The organism is Mycolicibacterium arenosum (assembly GCF_024320865.1).
GTDB lineage: Bacteria > Actinomycetota > Actinomycetes > Mycobacteriales > Mycobacteriaceae > Mycobacterium > Mycobacterium arenosum.
This window is the reverse complement of the sequence record NZ_JANDBD010000008.1, coordinates 161858-177730: the sequence shown is the minus strand read 5'-3', so window position 1 is coordinate 177730 and position 15873 is coordinate 161858. Positions and strand designations below refer to the sequence as shown.

15 protein-coding genes are annotated in these 15873 nt (G+C 67.6%); 12 read left to right on the top strand and 3 right to left on the bottom strand.

Features of this window, described 5'->3' with window-relative positions:
- Positions 1–6: 6 nt before the first annotated feature.
- The gene (locus tag NM203_RS19935; RefSeq protein ID WP_408633387.1) at positions 7–828 is read right to left on the bottom strand and encodes an enoyl-CoA hydratase-related protein; all 822 of its coding nucleotides are present in this window, start codon (positions 826–828) and stop codon (positions 7–9) included.
- A 56-nt stretch (positions 829–884) separates the two neighbouring features.
- On the opposite strand from NM203_RS19935, the gene NM203_RS19930 reads away from it, so the two are divergent.
- The 4 genes from NM203_RS19930 to NM203_RS19915 all read left to right on the top strand — a co-directional run bounded on the left by NM203_RS19930 (position 885) and on the right by NM203_RS19915 (position 5014).
- Positions 885–1640 (top strand): FadR/GntR family transcriptional regulator, encoded by a 756-nt coding sequence (locus NM203_RS19930; protein WP_255062012.1) that lies wholly within the window; start codon positions 885–887, stop codon positions 1638–1640.
- 33 nt (positions 1641–1673) lie between these two features.
- A complete protein-coding gene (locus NM203_RS19925; protein ID WP_255062006.1) occupies positions 1674–2555 on the top strand; it encodes an enoyl-CoA hydratase/isomerase family protein in 882 nt (293 codons plus the stop codon).
- A gap of 79 nt (positions 2556–2634) precedes the next feature.
- Positions 2635–3810, top strand: a complete 1176-nt coding sequence (locus NM203_RS19920) for a thiolase family protein (RefSeq protein ID WP_255062005.1) — start codon at positions 2635–2637, stop codon at positions 3808–3810.
- A 19-nt stretch (positions 3811–3829) separates the two neighbouring features.
- Positions 3830–5014 carry a CaiB/BaiF CoA transferase family protein gene (locus tag NM203_RS19915; protein ID WP_255062004.1) on the top strand — a complete coding sequence of 395 codons (1185 nt, stop codon included), beginning with the start codon at positions 3830–3832 and terminating at the stop codon, positions 5012–5014.
- 4 nt (positions 5015–5018) lie between these two features.
- On the opposite strand, the gene NM203_RS19910 is transcribed toward NM203_RS19915, so the two are convergent.
- Entirely contained in the window at positions 5019–5762 is a 744-nt protein-coding gene (locus NM203_RS19910; protein WP_255062284.1) for a TetR/AcrR family transcriptional regulator, read from the bottom strand.
- Between the two features lie 200 nt (positions 5763–5962).
- On the opposite strand from NM203_RS19910, the gene NM203_RS19905 reads away from it, so the two are divergent.
- Genes NM203_RS19905 through NM203_RS19895 form a run of 3 tightly spaced genes read left to right on the top strand, consistent with a single transcriptional unit; the run spans position 5963 to position 8568 of the window.
- Positions 5963–6724 carry a crotonase/enoyl-CoA hydratase family protein gene (locus tag NM203_RS19905; protein WP_255062003.1) on the top strand — a complete coding sequence of 254 codons (762 nt, stop codon included), beginning with the start codon at positions 5963–5965 and terminating at the stop codon, positions 6722–6724.
- A 10-nt stretch (positions 6725–6734) separates the two neighbouring features.
- Positions 6735–7532 carry an SDR family NAD(P)-dependent oxidoreductase gene (locus tag NM203_RS19900; RefSeq protein ID WP_255062002.1) on the top strand — a complete coding sequence of 266 codons (798 nt, stop codon included), beginning with the start codon at positions 6735–6737 and terminating at the stop codon, positions 7530–7532.
- 28 nt (positions 7533–7560) lie between these two features.
- Positions 7561–8568, top strand: coding sequence for a dihydrodipicolinate synthase family protein (locus NM203_RS19895; RefSeq protein ID WP_255062000.1), 1008 nt, complete (start codon positions 7561–7563; stop codon positions 8566–8568).
- A gap of 5 nt (positions 8569–8573) precedes the next feature.
- On the opposite strand, the gene NM203_RS19890 is transcribed toward NM203_RS19895, so the two are convergent.
- Complete coding sequence (locus NM203_RS19890) at positions 8574–10064, bottom strand: hypothetical protein (RefSeq protein ID WP_255061998.1); 1491 nt, start codon at positions 10062–10064, stop codon at positions 8574–8576.
- A 250-nt stretch (positions 10065–10314) separates the two neighbouring features.
- On the opposite strand from NM203_RS19890, the gene NM203_RS19885 reads away from it, so the two are divergent.
- The 5 genes from NM203_RS19885 to NM203_RS19865 all read left to right on the top strand — a co-directional run bounded on the left by NM203_RS19885 (position 10315) and on the right by NM203_RS19865 (position 15870).
- Complete coding sequence (locus tag NM203_RS19885) at positions 10315–11133, top strand: enoyl-CoA hydratase (RefSeq protein ID WP_255061997.1); 819 nt, start codon at positions 10315–10317, stop codon at positions 11131–11133.
- Positions 11134–12348 carry an amidohydrolase family protein gene (locus tag NM203_RS19880; RefSeq protein ID WP_255061996.1) on the top strand — a complete coding sequence of 405 codons (1215 nt, stop codon included), beginning with the start codon at positions 11134–11136 and terminating at the stop codon, positions 12346–12348.
- A gap of 2 nt (positions 12349–12350) precedes the next feature.
- Positions 12351–13967 (top strand): acyl-CoA synthetase, encoded by a 1617-nt coding sequence (locus tag NM203_RS19875; protein ID WP_255061995.1) that lies wholly within the window; start codon positions 12351–12353, stop codon positions 13965–13967.
- A gap of 77 nt (positions 13968–14044) precedes the next feature.
- Complete coding sequence (locus NM203_RS19870) at positions 14045–14806, top strand: amidohydrolase family protein (RefSeq protein ID WP_255062283.1); 762 nt, start codon at positions 14045–14047, stop codon at positions 14804–14806.
- Positions 14806–15870 (top strand): acyl-CoA dehydrogenase family protein, encoded by a 1065-nt coding sequence (locus tag NM203_RS19865; protein WP_255061994.1) that lies wholly within the window; start codon positions 14806–14808, stop codon positions 15868–15870. Before NM203_RS19870 ends, NM203_RS19865 begins: the two co-directional genes overlap by 1 nt.
- The last annotated feature ends 3 nt before the right edge of the window (positions 15871–15873 follow it).

Below are 15873 nucleotides of genomic sequence, written 5' to 3'. Positions count from 1 at the left end.
GTCCTCTCATCGGCCCTGGAAGTCCGGTGCTCTCCGCTCGCGGAACGCCGCGAGCCCCTCTTTGAAATCCGCCGTCCGGCAGGAGAGTTCGAGATCGAACAGCTCCTGGCGCATAGCCTGGTCCAACGTGCCGTGTGCGCCCGCGTTGATCGATCGCTTCGCCAGGCCCAGCGCGACCGTCGGTCCGGCGGCGAGCCGGCCCAGCAGCTCGTCGGCGACGGCGTCCACGTCGGCGGGGGCGGCGGCCTGATGGATCAGCCCCCAGTCGGCGGCGTCGGTGCCGCTGACCTTCTCGCCGAGCAGTAGCATCCGGCGCGCGCGTGCGACGCCCGCCAGGCGCGGCAGCAGCCACGTCGAACCGGAGTCGGGGGAGAAGCCGCGGCTGACGAACGGCTCCCAGAGCACGGCGTCGTCGGCGGCGACGGTGAAGTCGGCGGCCAGTGCCAGGTTGCAGCCGAGGCCGACCGCCCATCCACGCACCGTGCACACCACGGGCAGCGCGATGGCGTGGACGAGTTCGACCGCGCGGTTGGCGGTCAGGGGTATCCGGCGGGTCAGGTCGCCGGTACGGGGACGCTCGCCACCCGCGTTGGTGGCGACCCAGTCGGCACCGGAACAGAAGTCGCTCCCCGCACCGCGCAGGTGCACCGCGCGCAGCCGATCGTCGGTGGCCGCCTCGGTCAGAACTGCGACGAGGGTGTCGATCATGCTGTGGCTGAGTGAGTTTCGGTGGTCCGGTCGATTCATTTCGATACGCAGAATGGCGTCGTCGGGCCCGCTCCGGGTGGCGGTGACGACGCCGTCGGTGTTATCCGCGTTGCTATCGATAGACCAACAGTAGTGCTATCTTGTACAACTTAGCAAGGAAAGAAGGGGGTCCGATCGTGAGTGCACCGCGCGTGCGGGCCCCGCGAGTCGCCGAACTGGTGGCCTCCAGGCTGCGTGACGACATCCTGTCGGGGCGGCTGAAAGAGGGTGACGTACTGCCCGCCCAGGAGACGCTGTTCGCCGAGTTCGGGGTCAGCCCGCCTGCGCTGCGCGAGGCGATCCACATCCTGGAGTCGGACGGGTTGATCACGGTGCGCCGCGGAAACGTCGGTGGGGCCGTCGTCAACCAGCCGTCGTCGGAGCGCACGGCGCACATGATCAGCATGGTGCTGCAGACCCGAAGCGCGTCGCCCGCGGACGTCAGCGAGGCGCTGCTGCACATGGAACCGGTGTGCGCCGGACTGTGCGCCGCGCGCGAGGACCGGCTGACCGAGGTCGTCCCGTTTCTCGAAGCCGAACTCGCCACGCAGACAGCGCAGTTCGATGACGTCGCGAAGTACGTGCCGAACGCGCGGCGCTTCCACGAGACGCTGGTGGCGCGGTGCGGGAACGAGTCGATGATCCTGCTGATCGGATCGCTCGAGGTGATCTGGTCGGCGCACGAGTCCGCGGTCTGGCGAAGCGAGGACGACGCCGCACTGGCCACCACACGGCGTGCTGCGCTGCGCGACCACCAGCGGTTGGTCGACGCCATCCGCGACGGCAATCAGGGGCGCGCGGTCAAGCTCGCCACCGACCACCTCGCCGCGGCCCGGCGCAACACGCTCGGCCTGGACAGAACCATCGAGGCTCGCCTCATTCCCCAGGCGTGAGGGGACGGCACGGACGATGACCGGAAGGACGGCATGACTCTCGACAGCGGTGACGATCGAGTGCTCTTCGAGGTCGATCGCGACCTGCGGATCGCGACGATCACGTTCAACAATCCCACTCAGCGCAACAGCTATGACGCGACGATGCGAGACGCCGTCGGGCGCTGTCTGGACGTCGTCGCCGAAGACGACGACATCACGGTCGTGCTGCTGCGCGGTGCGGAGGGGGTGTTCTCGACCGGCGCCGACATGAACAACGCGTACGGCTGGTACGGCGATGAGAAGGGCGAGAGGTCCAAGAAGAGCCGACCGAGCCAGCGTCGCCGACTCACGTTGGACCGCAAGAGCTTCGGCTTCTACCACAACCTGATGGGCTTTCCGAAGGTCACGGTCGGCGAGGTCAGTGGATACGCGCTCGGCGGCGGGTTCGAGATGGCCCTGATGACCGACATCTCGGTGATCGCGCGCGACGCCAGGATCGGCATGCCCGCCACCCGGTTCCTGGGCCCCGCGCTGGGCAGCCTGCACATGTTCTTCCACCGGCTGGGCCCGGTGCTGGCCCGGCGCATGCTGCTGACCGGCGACATCATCGAGGCGGGTGAGGTCGAGCACCTCGGTGTCTTCACCGAGACCTGCGCGCCGGACGCCGTGACCGCGCGGGCGTGGTACTGGGCGCAGAAGGCCGCGAAGATGCCCGCGGACGGCGTCGTCATCGCCAAGGAGGCCTTCCGGCTCGTCGAGCAGAGCCAGGCCTACCAGGGCGAGGAGGTGGCCAGCTACCTGTTCCACGCCTACGGCACCAACCTGCAGTTCGCCGAGGGCGAGTTCAACTTCGTCAAGACCCGCGCCCAGCACGGCACCAGGGAGGCGTTCCGGCTGCGTGACGAGCACTTCCACGTGCCGGAGCCGCAGTAACCCGCGATACAGTATCTGCCAATTGTGTAAAGTCATCGCGTAACGTCACGTTCTTGATCGAAAGCCGAGGTTGGTGCCCATGTCCACTCCCGTCATCGTCGGAGCCGTCCGGACCGCGATCGGTCGCTCGTTCAAGGGCACGCTCGTCAACACGCCGCCCGAGACCCTGATCACCGCCGTGCTGCCCGAGGTGGTGCGGCGTTCCGGCATCGATCCCAAGGACATCGACGACCTGATCTTCGCCGAATCCCACTACGGTGGCGGGGATCTCGCCCGCTACGCAGCCGACGCCACTGGGCTGCAGCACGTGCCGGGCCAGTCCGTGAACCGGCATTGCGCGGGCAGCCTGACCGCCATCGGCAACGCGTCGGCACAGATCGGGTCGGGCATGGAGCGCGCGCTGATCGCCGGTGGCGTGCAGTCGTTGTCGATGACGCCGCTGGTGAACTGGCGGATTCCCGGCCCCGAATTGAAGTTCGAGGAGCGGTGGATGCCGCCGACCCACGTGGAAACCCCGGACGCGCCGACCAAGGACATGTCGATCACCGTCGGCTGGAACACGGCTCAGTCCGCGGGAATCAGCCGCGAGGAGATGGACGCCTGGGCGGCCCGCAGCCACCAGCGCGCCGTGGCGGCACAGGATGCCGGCAAGTTCGCCGACGAGATCCTGCCGCTGAAGATCACGCAGTTCGACGGGTCCGTGACCGAGTTCGCGGTCGACGAGCACCCGCGCCGCGACACGACCGCCGAGAAACTGGCCGGCCTCAAGGTGCTGCATCCCGAGATCGAGGGCTTCTCGATCACCGCGGGCAACAGCAGTGGCACCAACGACGCCTGTGCCGCCGTGGCGCTGACCGAGGCCGGCTACGCGGCCGCGAACGGCCTCGACGTGTTGGCCACGGTGAGGGCCTGGGGTTCGGCGGGCGTCGCACCGCGCGATACCGGACTCGGTGCGGTCACGGTCATCGGCAAGGTGCTCGACAGGGCCGGCCTCACGCCGTCCGACATCGCGCTGTGGGAGATCAACGAGGCGTTCGCCTCGGTGCCGATCGCGGCGGTCAAGGAGTACGGCCTCGACGAGGAGTTGGTGAACTTCTCGGGCAGCGGGTGCTCGCTGGGCCATCCGATCGCCGCGTCCGGTGCGCGCATGATCACGACGTTGATCTACGAACTCCGCAGGCGCGGTGGGGGTATCGGGATGGCGGCGATGTGCGCGGGCGGCGGCCAGGGCGGCGCCGTCATCGTGGAGGTCTGAGGACACGCGTGGCTCGCCGATGACGGGGGTGCTCGACGGCATTCGAGTGCTCGACTACGGGCGCTTCATCGCCGCGCCGTGGTGCAGTGCACTGCTCGCCGACATGGGCGCCGACGTGTTGCGCGTCGAGAAGCGCGAGGGCGGTGAGGATCGTTGGGTCCAGTCCGTCACCGAAGGCGGTGAGGGCGGCACCTTCCTGCAGTGCAACCGCAACAAGCGGTCGCTCACGTTGAACTCCGTCACGCCTGAGGGGGCGGAGATCACCCGCAGGCTGGTGCAGCGATCCGACGTGGTGATCGCGAACATGCCCCTGGCTGGGATGCAGGCGAGCGGGTTGGACTACCCGACGCTTCGGGACATCAAGACGGACATCATCCTCGCGAGCGCCACGGCGTTCGGCGAGGGTGGGCCGTACAGCGACCGGATCGGTTTCGACGGCGCGGGCCAGGTGATGTCCGGTGCGGTGTACCGGCAGGGACTGCCGGACCTGCCGATTCGAACGGTGGTGCCGCAGGCCGATTTCGGCACCGCGCTGACCATGACGATCGGCGTGATGATGGCGCTGTTCCATCGCGCCCAGACGGGGGAGGGGCAGCACGTCGAGGCGGCGCTGCTGCCGACGGCGCTGATGCTGTCCAACGCGTTCCTGATCGAGCGTCATCTCCTCGGAACCGACAAGCCGCGAATGGGCAATCGAGGTGCGTCGGTGGCGCCGTGCGACCTGTACCGGGTGACGGACGGCTGGGTGCTGCTGCAGGTGGCTGGCCAACCGATGTTCAGGCGCTGGTGCCGGCTGATCGGCAGGGCCGACCTGGTCGACGATCCGCGCTTCGCCGACGACGACTCGCGCTGGGCGCACGGGGATTTCCTGAACGATCTGATGCAGGAGTGGTGCGAGGGCAAGACCAAGGCCGAGGTGCTGGCGGCACTCGACGCGGCGAAACTGCCGGCCGCACCGCTGCACTCCACCCAGGACGTACTCGACGACCCGCACGTACAGGCGATGGGTTATCTGAAGCCGGTGGCGTTTCCGGGGGCATCTCGCGACGTGCCGATCATCGAGACGCCGTTCCGGATGTCGCGGACACCGGGCACGATCAGGCGGCGGGCACCGCTGCTCGGCGAGCACACCGACGAGGTGCTCTCCGAAATCGGCTACAGCGCAGCGGAAACCGCTGACCTGCGCGACCGCGGGGTCGTCTGAGCGGCTAGCGCGCGGCGGCCTTCCTACGCGGCGTGGCCTTCGTCGGCTTGGACTGTTCGATCAGGCGTGCGGCGTGCTCGAGGATGCAGTTCAGGCCGTACTCGAAGTTCTTGTCATCCGAGGCGCCGATGCGGTGTCCCTCCGCGGAGGCCTCCGCCAACAGTGGCGCGGTGTCGGGATCGATGACCATGGTCTCCTCGAAATCGCCGGGTGCGCCGTCGGTGGAGCGGTTCTTGTCGTAAAGACGTTGCAGGACAACGGATCCGCGCACGTGCACCGAGATCGCGGAGTAGGTGTCGAACGCGTCCGTCGGTGACAGCCCCGCCTCGGCGAGGCTCTCGATCGCCCGCTCCACGGCAACCACGCCGGTCTTCGCGGCCCGCGGGCTGAGCGCCGATCGGATGAGAATCAGGTCGCACAGGATCGGATTGCCCAGGAACGTCTTTCGCATGGTGCGGGCGTGGTTGCCCAGCGTCTCGCGCCAGTCCTTGGCCTCGACGTAGGGGGTCGCGAACACGTACTGCTTGAGCGCGCGGTCCGTCATCGCGTTGAGCAGGTCGTCCTTCTTGCGGAAGTACCAGTAGATGCTGGTGACCCCGACGCCGAGGTGCCTGCCGAGCAGCGGCATGGAGAGGTTGTCGATGCCGACCTGCTCCGCCAGTTCGAAGGCGCCGTTGATGATGTCGTCGGGGTTGATGGAGCCGCGTTCACGGCGCTGCCGCTTGTCGGTGGTCGCCTGCTTGGCCACGCGTGGCTCCTCCGGTAGTCGTATCGCGATCCCGAACAGCTTACCGGTAGCCATACGGTTGAGGGTGCGTAGGACCGTTTGGGTAGGCGCGTCCGCCGCACTCTTCATGCTGGTCCCTGCTGGTTCCCGGCTACTGAAACTCCTATAGTAAGTTTCACTGCGCACGTGGAATCCGATTACCGACGAACGAATGGGGCAACGTGGCCGACGAAGTTCTGACAGAGCGCCGGGGGCGCACGCTCGTCATCACCATCAACCGACCCGAGGCGCGGAACGCGTTCAATCTCGCGGTGGCCCAGGGTCTTGCCGACGCGATGGACGAACTGGACGACAGCCCGGAGTTGTCGGTGTCGATCATCACCGGTGCGGGCGGTAACTTCTGCGCGGGCATGGATCTCAAGGCGTTCATGGCCGGCGAGGTTCCCGCTATCCCCGGTCGCGGTATCGGGTTCACGGAGCGCCCGCCGCGCAAACCGGTGATCGCCGCCGTCGAGGGTTATGCGTTGGCGGGCGGTACCGAGATCGTGCTGGCCACCGACCTCATCGTGGCCGCCAAGGACGCCAAGTTCGGCATCCCCGAGGTCAAACGCGGACTGGTCGCCGCGGGTGGCGGTCTACTGCGACTGCCGCACCGCATCCCCTACCAGAAGGCGCTCGAACTGGCGCTGACGGGCGATAGCTTCACCGCCGAGGAGGCCTCGCAGTGGGGCTTCGTCAACGTGCTCACCGAATCGGGCGGAGCGCTCGAGGGTGCGCTCGCACTGGCCGAGCGCATCACCGCTAACGGTCCCCTCGCGGTCGCCGCCACCAAGGAGGTCATCGTCAAGTCCGCGGGCTGGAGCGAGGACGAGATGTGGAAGAAGCAGGGCGAGATCATCATGCCGGTCTTCTCCTCCAAGGACGCCATGGAGGGTGCCACCGCCTTCGCCGAGAAGCGCAAGCCGAACTGGACGGGGTCCTGACGGCTCGCCCGTGGACCTCGGGTTCTCCCAAGCGACCGCCGTCATCGTCGGCGGTGGACGCGGCATGGGCTTCGCGACGGCCCGCTGCCTTGCCGAGGACGGCGCGCGCGTCGCGCTGATGGGCCGGTCGCCTGACGTCCTCGAGCAGGCGGCGGCCGCGCTCGTCGAGTTCGGCAGCCCGGATGCCGTTGGCGTCGTGGTGGACACCGCCGATGTCGGGCAGGTCGAAGCGGCGTTCGCCGAGGTCGGTGAACGCTGGAACGACGGCCTCAACGTGCTGATCAACACCGTCGGGCCCGACGCCGTCGGCGGCTTCGAGGATCTGACGGACGAGCAGTGGCTCGCCGCGGTGGACGGCGGCGTCATGGGCATGGTGCGCTGCGTGCGTGCGGCACTGCCGCTGCTGCGACGCGCGGAATGGGCGCGCATCGTGAACTTCTCGGCGCATTCGACGCAGCGCCAGAGCGAGATCCTGCCCGCGTACACGGCCGCCAAGGCGATGGTGAACAGCGTTTCGAAGAACCTGTCACTGTCGCTGGCCAAGGACGAGATCCTGGTCAACGTCGTCTCTCCGGGGAGTATCGCGTCGGAGGCCCTGGTCGGCTGGGCGGATTCGGTGGGCGTGGACGGCAGCGATCCCTACCGTCTGATGGAGGCCATCGACGAGCACTTCGGCCATCCCGCGCACCTGCCCCGCGCCGGGTTGCCCGAGGAGATCGCCCCGGTGGCGGCGTTTCTCGCGTCGCGCCGCAACTCGTACATGACCGGGGCCAACGTGAACGTGGACGGCGGCAGCGTCTTCACCTGAGACCTCACCGGATTGAAAGGAGCGCGACATGGCAAGGGCGAAAGAGGCGCGCGACTGGGCGCACGGCGCAATTCGCGGGATCGGGGATTCGCTCTACACCCCGTTCAGCGGTGACGCGGGCGACGACATCGACTGGGACGCCTACCGGACGCTGGTGCGCTACTGCGTCGGTGACATGGGACGCCAGATGCTCTGGTGTGTAAGCGGTCTCGCGGAGTTCTGGGCGCTGACCGTGGATGAGCGCAAACGCCTGCTCGAGGTGGCCGTCACAGAGGCGCGGGCCATCAACCCGGACGTCGTCATCCAGGCGTGCACGTCGGCGACCGCGGCGAAGGACTGCCTCGAACTCACCCGGCACGCGCAGGACGTCGGCGCCGATATCGTCTACATCCAGACGCCGGTGATGGAGACCCACGGCGGCGAGGGGGTCCTGAACTTCTTCCGATACATCGCCGACCGCACGGACATCGCGCTCGGCATGTTCAACTCGCCGTCGTCGGGATACGTCCTCACGGCGGAGGAGAGTGCGCGCATCGCGGAGGAGATCCCTGCGGTGTGTGCCACCAAGGAGGGCGCCTTCCGGCCCGCCAACAGCAGGCGATTGCACGAACTGGCGCCCGAACTGTTGATCTGGGAGTGCGACACCACCGTGTACCGGGCGGGCTGGCTGCGCGACGGCATCGTGTGCTCGGCCCAATCGGGCACGGCGGGTTACCTATTCGAGACTCCGCAGCGCCGCCTGTTCACCGAGTACTGGAACCTCGTCTGGGAGGGCAAGCTCATCGAGGCGATGGACTACGCGCGCACCACGGGGATGGACCGGTTCGAGCTCGATCGCGGGAACTGGTACACCTGCTATCCCGGCCGGCCGGAGTACTTCACGCACTGGGGCGGGGCGTTCAAGTACGCCGCCTCGGTGCTCGGCTTGCCGGTGGGCTCCCACCCGGAATCGCGTCCACCGCAGGCGGTCCTTCCGGAGGCGGCCAAGGTACAGATTCGGGAGGCGTACGAGCGGCTCGGGCTCATCGACGGCTGACCCGGTCACTCGTCACCGCCGGCGGAGTCGCCTCCAGAGTCGCCGCCGCTCGTGCTGCTGGCTGCCGAGGTAGTCGACCCCTTCGAGGCGCCGGCCGACGCGGTGCTGGCCGATTCGGAGCCGCCGGCCTCGTCGGCGTCGTGCGCGTCGGTCGTGCTGCTCGGCGAGGTCTTCGACGTGCTCTTGGGTGTGCTAGTGACGTCGACGCCATCCTCATCCGATGAGGTCGTGCTCGCGGTCGAAACCCCCGACGGCTCAGGCGTTTCGGTGGAACCGGACACGGCCGGCGTTCCGGCGGTCTCGGGCTGGGGCTCGGGCGCGGGTTCCGGCGTCGCGGCGGGAGCCGGGACGTCCACCGTGAGCAGCTGGGCGTCGTCAGTGCCGGGAAGTGCGCTCGGTGACTCCGATTCCGCCGCAACGCGTGCGGCTGAGGGTGCGCCCGCCGGCGCCACTGCCGGAGCCGGTCGCGGGACCTGGAGGGCCGCGGCGATCTCCGCCGGGATCTGACGGAAGATGAAATCGAAACTGCCCGTCGGGCCGATCAGGCCGGGAAAGGTCTGTCCAGGCCCCGGCGGGATCGGACTGTTCGGATCGGTGACGAAGGCGGGCACGTACCCGTTCACGAAGGCGTTGACGATCTTGATCGGGGCGTTGACCAGTTCGCTGACCGCGGTTTCGAGGTCGCCGGTCTGCAGCGCGCCCCTGACCGCGTCCATGATCTCCACGGTCTGGAAGACCGCGGTGACCGGCGGGCCGAGCACGGCCCTGCCGAAGTTGCCTGCGATGCCGCGCGACAGCAGGCCACGTCCGAAGCCGGGGCCGTTGGTGCCCTCGTCCATCCACGACGTGCCGAGGATGCGCGCGAGTGGCTCGAGCCCGATCGAGTCCAGGAAATCACCGGGTACCCGGAGCGCGTCCAGCGCGGACCCCCGCAGGTCGGACAGCCCCGCCGTCAGGAACCAGAGGTTGATCTCGGCGAAGGACTCGAGGAACTTGCCTTCGGCGAGGAAGCCCGCGGAAACCTGCAGCACGCCCGGAAGCAATGAGATCGCCTCTTGGAACTGCGAAGACGAGCCGGCCTGCGCGGCGGCGAGGCGCTGCGCGTAACCGGGCAGCTCCGAGAGCGCACCCAGGATGCGGGTCGGGTCCGTCGCGGCGGTCAGGATGCCGGTGAACTGCGCCTGCACCGCGGGGTTGCTCAGCGCCGTCGCGAGCGCGGTTGCGGACGTCGTGGCGTTGGTGTTCAACGCGGTCAGGTTCGTGAACGTGTTGGTGAAGGTGGTCTGCAGCGTCGTGAGCGGGTTCGTGACGGCCGAGAGTTCGACGGCGGCCTTGCGGCTCTCCTCGATGGCGGGTGCAGTCATCACCGGGTGCAGGGCGAGGACACCGACACTCGCGACCGCGACGCCGGCAACCAGCATCTTGGTGCGGCTGGGCGCTACGTCCGGATATGTGGCGTCGCATCCCGGCGCGGCGGATGGAAGAGCTGGTTGCACGGGGTTCTCCTGTGATCGACACGGTTTCGCCTGTGGGGCGCCTGAAACGTAACCGTGACCTCTCTGTTGCACAAGAGGTAAGGCTTACCTCATTCTCAGTGGTTTCTCAGCGGTGCGCCGATGGAGGTTCCGGTTTGCTGATGGCACGCGCAGCGGACACCTGTGAGCGGAGATACTGATAGATGTACAGTATGGACAACCATTCGCACTGCCGTCGCTGAGGAGTCGATCATCCGATGAGGTCGTCGAAGTGACCACGACCAGCACGGGCCCGGTGCTGTTCGACGTCCGCGACAGTGGCGTCGCCGTCGTCACCCTCAACCGTCCCGAGCGGATGAACGCCTGGGGTGGCGGGTTGGCCGCGGCGTTCTACCGGTGCATGGACCGGGCCGAGGCGGACCCGGATGTCCGCGTCATCGTGATCACCGGGAACGGACGTGCCTTCTGCGCAGGGGCCGACATGGGCGACTTGGACACCATCGGAGGCGCCGATACGAACGGCGACACCGACGTGACGAAACTGGTGGGTGAGCGGCACCCGCATTTCGTCACCGAACTCCGCAAACCGGTCATCGCCGCGATCAACGGAGCATGCGCGGGTATCGGTCTGACCCAGGCGTTGATGTGCGACATCCGTTATGCCGCAGCGGGTGCGAAGTTCACCACCGCGTTCGCCAGGCGGGGACTGATCGCGGAATACGGCATCTCCTGGATTCTCCCGCGCGTCGTGGGGTGGAGCGCGTCGCTCGATCTGCTGATGTCGGGTCGGACGTTCTACGCCGAGGAGGCCAAGGAACTCGGCCTCGTCTCCGACGTGTTCCCTCCCGAGGAGTTGCTGCCCGAGGTGCTGGCGTACGCCGAGGACATGGCGAAGCACTGCGCGCCGAGTTCGATGGCGGTCATCAAACGTCAAGTGCACGACGACGTCTTGCGAAACGTCCGCGACGCCAGTGCCACAGCGGAGAAACTGATGCACGAGTCGATGCAACGGCCCGACTTCATCGAGGGCATCACCGCCTTCTTCGAGAAGCGTCAGCCGAACTTCCCGCCACTCAAGGAGGAGGACTGAATGTCCGATCAGCCACTGGATTATCAGGCGATCGACGTCGACAACCACTACTACGAGACGATCGACTCCTGCACCCGGCATCTGCCGAAGGAGTTCAAGCGTCGCGGCGTGCAGATGCTCACCGAGGGCAAGCGCACCTTCGCGGTCATGGGCGGCGTCGTCAACCAGTTCATTCCCAACCCCACGTTCGACCCCATCATCGAGCCGGGCTGCCTGGACCTGCTGTTCCGCGGTGAGATCCCGGAGGGTGTCGACCCCGCGTCGTTGATGAAGGTCGATCGCCTCGCCGACCATCCCGAGTATCAGAACCGCGATGCGCGCGTGAAGATCCTGGATACGCAGAATCTCGAAACCGCCTTCATGCTGCCGACGTTCGCGTGCGGGGTCGAGGAGGCGCTCAAGCACGACATCGAGGCCACGATGGCGACGGTCCACGCGTTCAACCTCTGGCTCGACGAGGACTGGGGATTCGACCGGCCGGACCACCGGTTCCTGTCGGCGCCGATCATCTCGCTGGCCGACCCCGACAAAGCCGTCGAGGAAGTCGATTTCGTACTCGGACGCGGGGCCAAGATCGTCTGCGTGCGACCCGCCCCCGTACCCGGTGTCGTCAAGCCCCGCTCGCTCGGCGACCCACTGCACGACCCGGTCTGGGCGCGACTGGCCGAGGCGGGCGTTCCCGTCGTCTTCCACCTGTCCGACAGCGGCTACCTCGCGATCGCCGCGCTGTGGGGCGGTAAGGCGACATTCGAGGGGTTCGGCAAGAAGGACCCGCTCGACCAGGTCCTCCTCGACGACCGCGCGATTCACGACGCGATGGCGTCGATGATCGTGCACCAGGTCTTCACCAGGCACCCGACGCTCAAGGTGGCGAGTATCGAGAACGGCTCGTACTTCGTCTACCGATTGATCAAGCGACTGAAGAAGTCGGCGAACAACGCGCCCTATCACTACAGGGAGGACCCCGTCGAGCAACTGAGGAACAACGTGTGGATCGCGCCGTACTACGAGGACGACGTGCAGCTGCTCGCCGACACGATCGGCGTCGACAAGATCCTGTTCGGGTCCGACTGGCCGCACGGCGAGGGGCTCGCCGACCCGATGACCTTCACCGCCGACATCCCGCAGTTCCCCCAGTTCAGCTACGAGGACACCCGGAAGGTGATGCGCGACAACGCGCTTGCCCTGGTCGGCACCCACGTCACGACCGCCTGACCATGGGGGAGTGGACTATCGGCGACGTCGTCGACGCCATCGCCGACGTGATCCCCGACCGCACGATGACGGTGTGCGGGGATCGCCGGACCGGTTACGGCGAGATGGCGGACCGAACGCGCCGCTTCGGCAACTTCCTCGCCGACTCCGGCCTCGGCGCCCACGTGGATCGGGCGGGGCTGCGGAACTGGGAGTGCGGGCAGGACCGCGTCGCCCTGGTGATGTACAACGACCGCTATCCCGAGGTGGTTCTCGGCTGCCTGAAGGCACGCGCGGTACCGGTCAACGTCAACCACCACTACACCCCGCGCGAGGTCGCCGAACTGCTCGCCTACGTCAAGCCTCGCGTCGTCGTCTACCACCGTGCGCTGGGGGCGAAGTTCGCCGACGTGCTCCCCGAGACGGGTGCCGAGCTGCTCGTCGCCGTCGACGACGGCAGCGACGCACCGCCACTACCCGGCTCCGTGTCGCTGGACGACGCCATAGCGCAGGGACATTCGGAACGCCGCATCGCCGGATCACCCGATGACGTCATCATGTACTGCACGGGTGGTACCACCGGCAGGCCCAAGGGGGTGCTGTGGCGACAGAGCGACACCTACGTGTCGTCGATGGTCGGCGCCGACCACGCGACGGTTGACGAGATCCACGACAAGGTGCGGCGCAACGTGGGCCCGCCGTGGTTCGCGGTGTCACCCCTCATGCACGCGGCGGGGCTGTGGACGGTGTTCTCCGGATCCCTGGCCGGGCTGCCCGTCATCGTGTACGACGACCGCGCCAAGTTCGATCCGGCGGCGGTGCTGAGCACGGCGGAGCGCGAGAAGGTCGGGCTGATGACGATGGTCGGCGACGCGTACGCGGCCCCGCTGATCGAGGAACTGGGACGCACCGACTACGACCTCACATCGCTGTACGCCATCGGAACGGGCGGCGCGGCAACCAATCCGAAGCACGTCGCCGCCATTCTGGAGAAGCTGCCGCAGGTGACGATCATCAACGGCTACGGGTCCTCGGAGACCGGCAACATGGGCTTCGGGCACAACCAGCGTGGTTCGCACCGCGAGACGTTCGACCTGCGCGAGGGCGGCATGGTGGTGTCGGACGACCTCACCCGCTTCGTCGCACCCGGTGAGGACGAGGTCGGCTGGGTGGTGCGGACCGGCCGAATCCCGTTGGGCTACTTCGACGACGAGGCCGCCACGGGCACGACGTTCCCCGTTGTCGAGGGTCGGCGCGTCGTGGTCTCCGGGGACCGGGCGTCGTTGGAGGCAGACGGAACGCTGAGACTCTTCGGCAGGGACTCGCTGGTGATCAACACCGGCGGCGAGAAGGTCTTCGTCGAGGAGGTCGAGGCCGTCATCCGCGCACACGCCGGCGTTGCCGACGCTCTGGTGGTCGGTCGGGAGAGCGAGCGGTGGGGCCAGGAGGTCGTCGCGCTCGTCGAACGGCGGCCCGACACCGCCGTCGACGCCGAGGCCCTGCACGCGGTCTGCGTCGAGCACCTGGCGAGGTTCAAGGCGCCCAAGGAGTTCCTGTTCGTCGAGAGGGTTCGCCGGCTGGGCAACGGCAAGGCCGACTACCGCTGGGCGAAGGCGGAGGCACAGGCGGTGTCGAGGTGACGGCAAACCGCGTCAACCGTGTCATTGACTGCCTGGTCAACGTGCACTTCGGCGAGACGGCCAAGCAACCCGAGTTCATGCTGAAGGTGCGCGACGACTACTTCAAGGGTCCGGCGTCGCTGTACGACCAGGTCGAGATGCCGGAACTGCTCGACGAGATGGACGAGCACGGCGTCGCACGGGCGGTGTTGATGGACAACCTGGTGAATCCGTCGGTCACCGCACGGAAGTTCGCGCAGGAGCGGCCGGACCGGTTCAGCCTCGCGATCGGCGGGATCAACCTGCTGCGTCCGGTGCCCGCACTGCGTGATCTGACGGCACTGCGTAACGATCTTCCGATCACGTACGTCGCTGTCGGGCCCAGCTTCTGGGGCGACGGCATGTACCCGCCGAGTGACGCCGTGTACTACCCGCTGTACGCCAAATGCGCTGAACTCGAGCTTCCGCTGTGCATCAACACCGGATTGCCCGGCCCGCCGATTCCCGGTGAGGCCCAGAATCCGATCCACCTCGACCGGGTGTGCGTCCGGTTCCCCGAGCTCAAGCTCTGCATGATCCACGGTGCCGACCCGTGGTGGGACGTCGCGATCCGACTGCTGATCAAGTATCGGAACCTGCGCATCATGACGTCGGCGTGGTCGCCGAAACGGTTGCCGGAGAGCCTGCTTCACTTCATGCGAACCCGCGGCAAGGACAAGGTGATCTTCGCGTCCGACTGGCCGGTGCTGCGGCAGAGCCGGGTCGTGCCGGAGGCGCTGGCGCTCGATCTCCCACCGGACGTACTCGACAACTACCTCTACAACAACGCCGCAGAATTCTTCTTCGGAGAGGAAGCGTGATGGATCGCTACGAATTGCGCAGGGTGGATTACAGCCTGACCGAGGACCACGTCGCCCTCCAGTCGGCGTACCGCGAGTTCGTCACGGCGAACTGCTCGATCGACGTCGTGCGCGCCGCCGAGGCCGCCGGCTTCGACAAGGGACTGTGGGAGAAGTTGTGCGCCACCGGAGCGACGACGATGGCGCTACCGGAATCCGTTGGCGGAGACGGTGCAACGCTGGTCGACCTGACACTGGTGGCAGAGGAGCTCGGGAGGTCGCTGGCACCGGTGCCGTGGATCGACCACGTCTGCGCCGCACGCCTGCTGGACAGGCTCGGAGCGCTAGGCGGCGAACTCGCGGGAGCCGCGTCCGGTGAACGGATCCTGACGCTGGACCTCCGCGAGACCGACACCGCGGGGCCGCGTTTGATCGCCAGCGGGGCGATCGCCGACCACATCGTCGTGCGCGACGGCGACGACGTCGTCCTCCTGGCGTTCGCCACCCGCCCTGCCGCCGTCGCGAATCTGGGCAAGCTGCCGATGGCGTGGATCGATCCGTCGGCCGCGGACACGCGGACTGTGCTGGGGAGCGGTGCGCAAGCGCTCGCCGATTACCAACTCGCCCTTGATGAATGGCGGCTGCTGACCGCGTCCGCGTTGGCCGGACTGATCGAGGAGACCATGACGATCGCCGCGGAGTTCGCGAAGACCCGCTACACGCTCGGCGTGCCGATCGCGACACTGCAGGCGATCTCACATCCGCTCGCCAACATGGCGATCACCGTGCAGGGCATCCGTGCGTTGGCCCGGCGCGCCGCGTGGTACCTGGACAACGAGCCCGGCGAACGCCCCGAGTTGGGTCCGGCGGCGTTCGTCTTCGCGGCGGAGGAGGCGGCGAAGGCCGCGACCGTGGCCGTGCACATCCAGGGCGGGCTGGGCGTGTCCGAGGAGGCCGCGGCGAGCGCGTACCTGGTGCGCGCGCGAGGCTGGCCCCTGGCGGCGGGCGATCCCGGAGAGACCACCAAGCGCATCGGGCGGCTCGTCGCTGCTCGAGAAACGTCAGCCGCGCGGGAAAGTGCATAGGAG

What these genes read in the sequence shown, in the direction of transcription:
- NM203_RS19875 (WP_255061995.1), top strand. Translation starts at nt 12,351, where the DNA reads ATGGGGGAGTGGACTATCGGCGACGTCGTCGACGCCATCGCCGACGTG.
- NM203_RS19920 (WP_255062005.1), top strand. Translation starts at nt 2,635, where the DNA reads ATGTCCACTCCCGTCATCGTCGGAGCCGTCCGGACCGCGATCGGTCGC.
- NM203_RS19865 (WP_255061994.1), top strand. Translation starts at nt 14,806, where the DNA reads ATGGATCGCTACGAATTGCGCAGGGTGGATTACAGCCTGACCGAGGAC.
- NM203_RS19925 (WP_255062006.1), top strand. Translation starts at nt 1,674, where the DNA reads ATGACTCTCGACAGCGGTGACGATCGAGTGCTCTTCGAGGTCGATCGC.
- NM203_RS19870 (WP_255062283.1), top strand. Translation starts at nt 14,045, where the DNA reads ATGCTGAAGGTGCGCGACGACTACTTCAAGGGTCCGGCGTCGCTGTAC.
- NM203_RS19915 (WP_255062004.1), top strand. Translation starts at nt 3,830, where the DNA reads ATGACGGGGGTGCTCGACGGCATTCGAGTGCTCGACTACGGGCGCTTC.
- NM203_RS19880 (WP_255061996.1), top strand. Translation starts at nt 11,134, where the DNA reads ATGTCCGATCAGCCACTGGATTATCAGGCGATCGACGTCGACAACCAC.
- NM203_RS19895 (WP_255062000.1), top strand. Translation starts at nt 7,561, where the DNA reads ATGGCAAGGGCGAAAGAGGCGCGCGACTGGGCGCACGGCGCAATTCGC.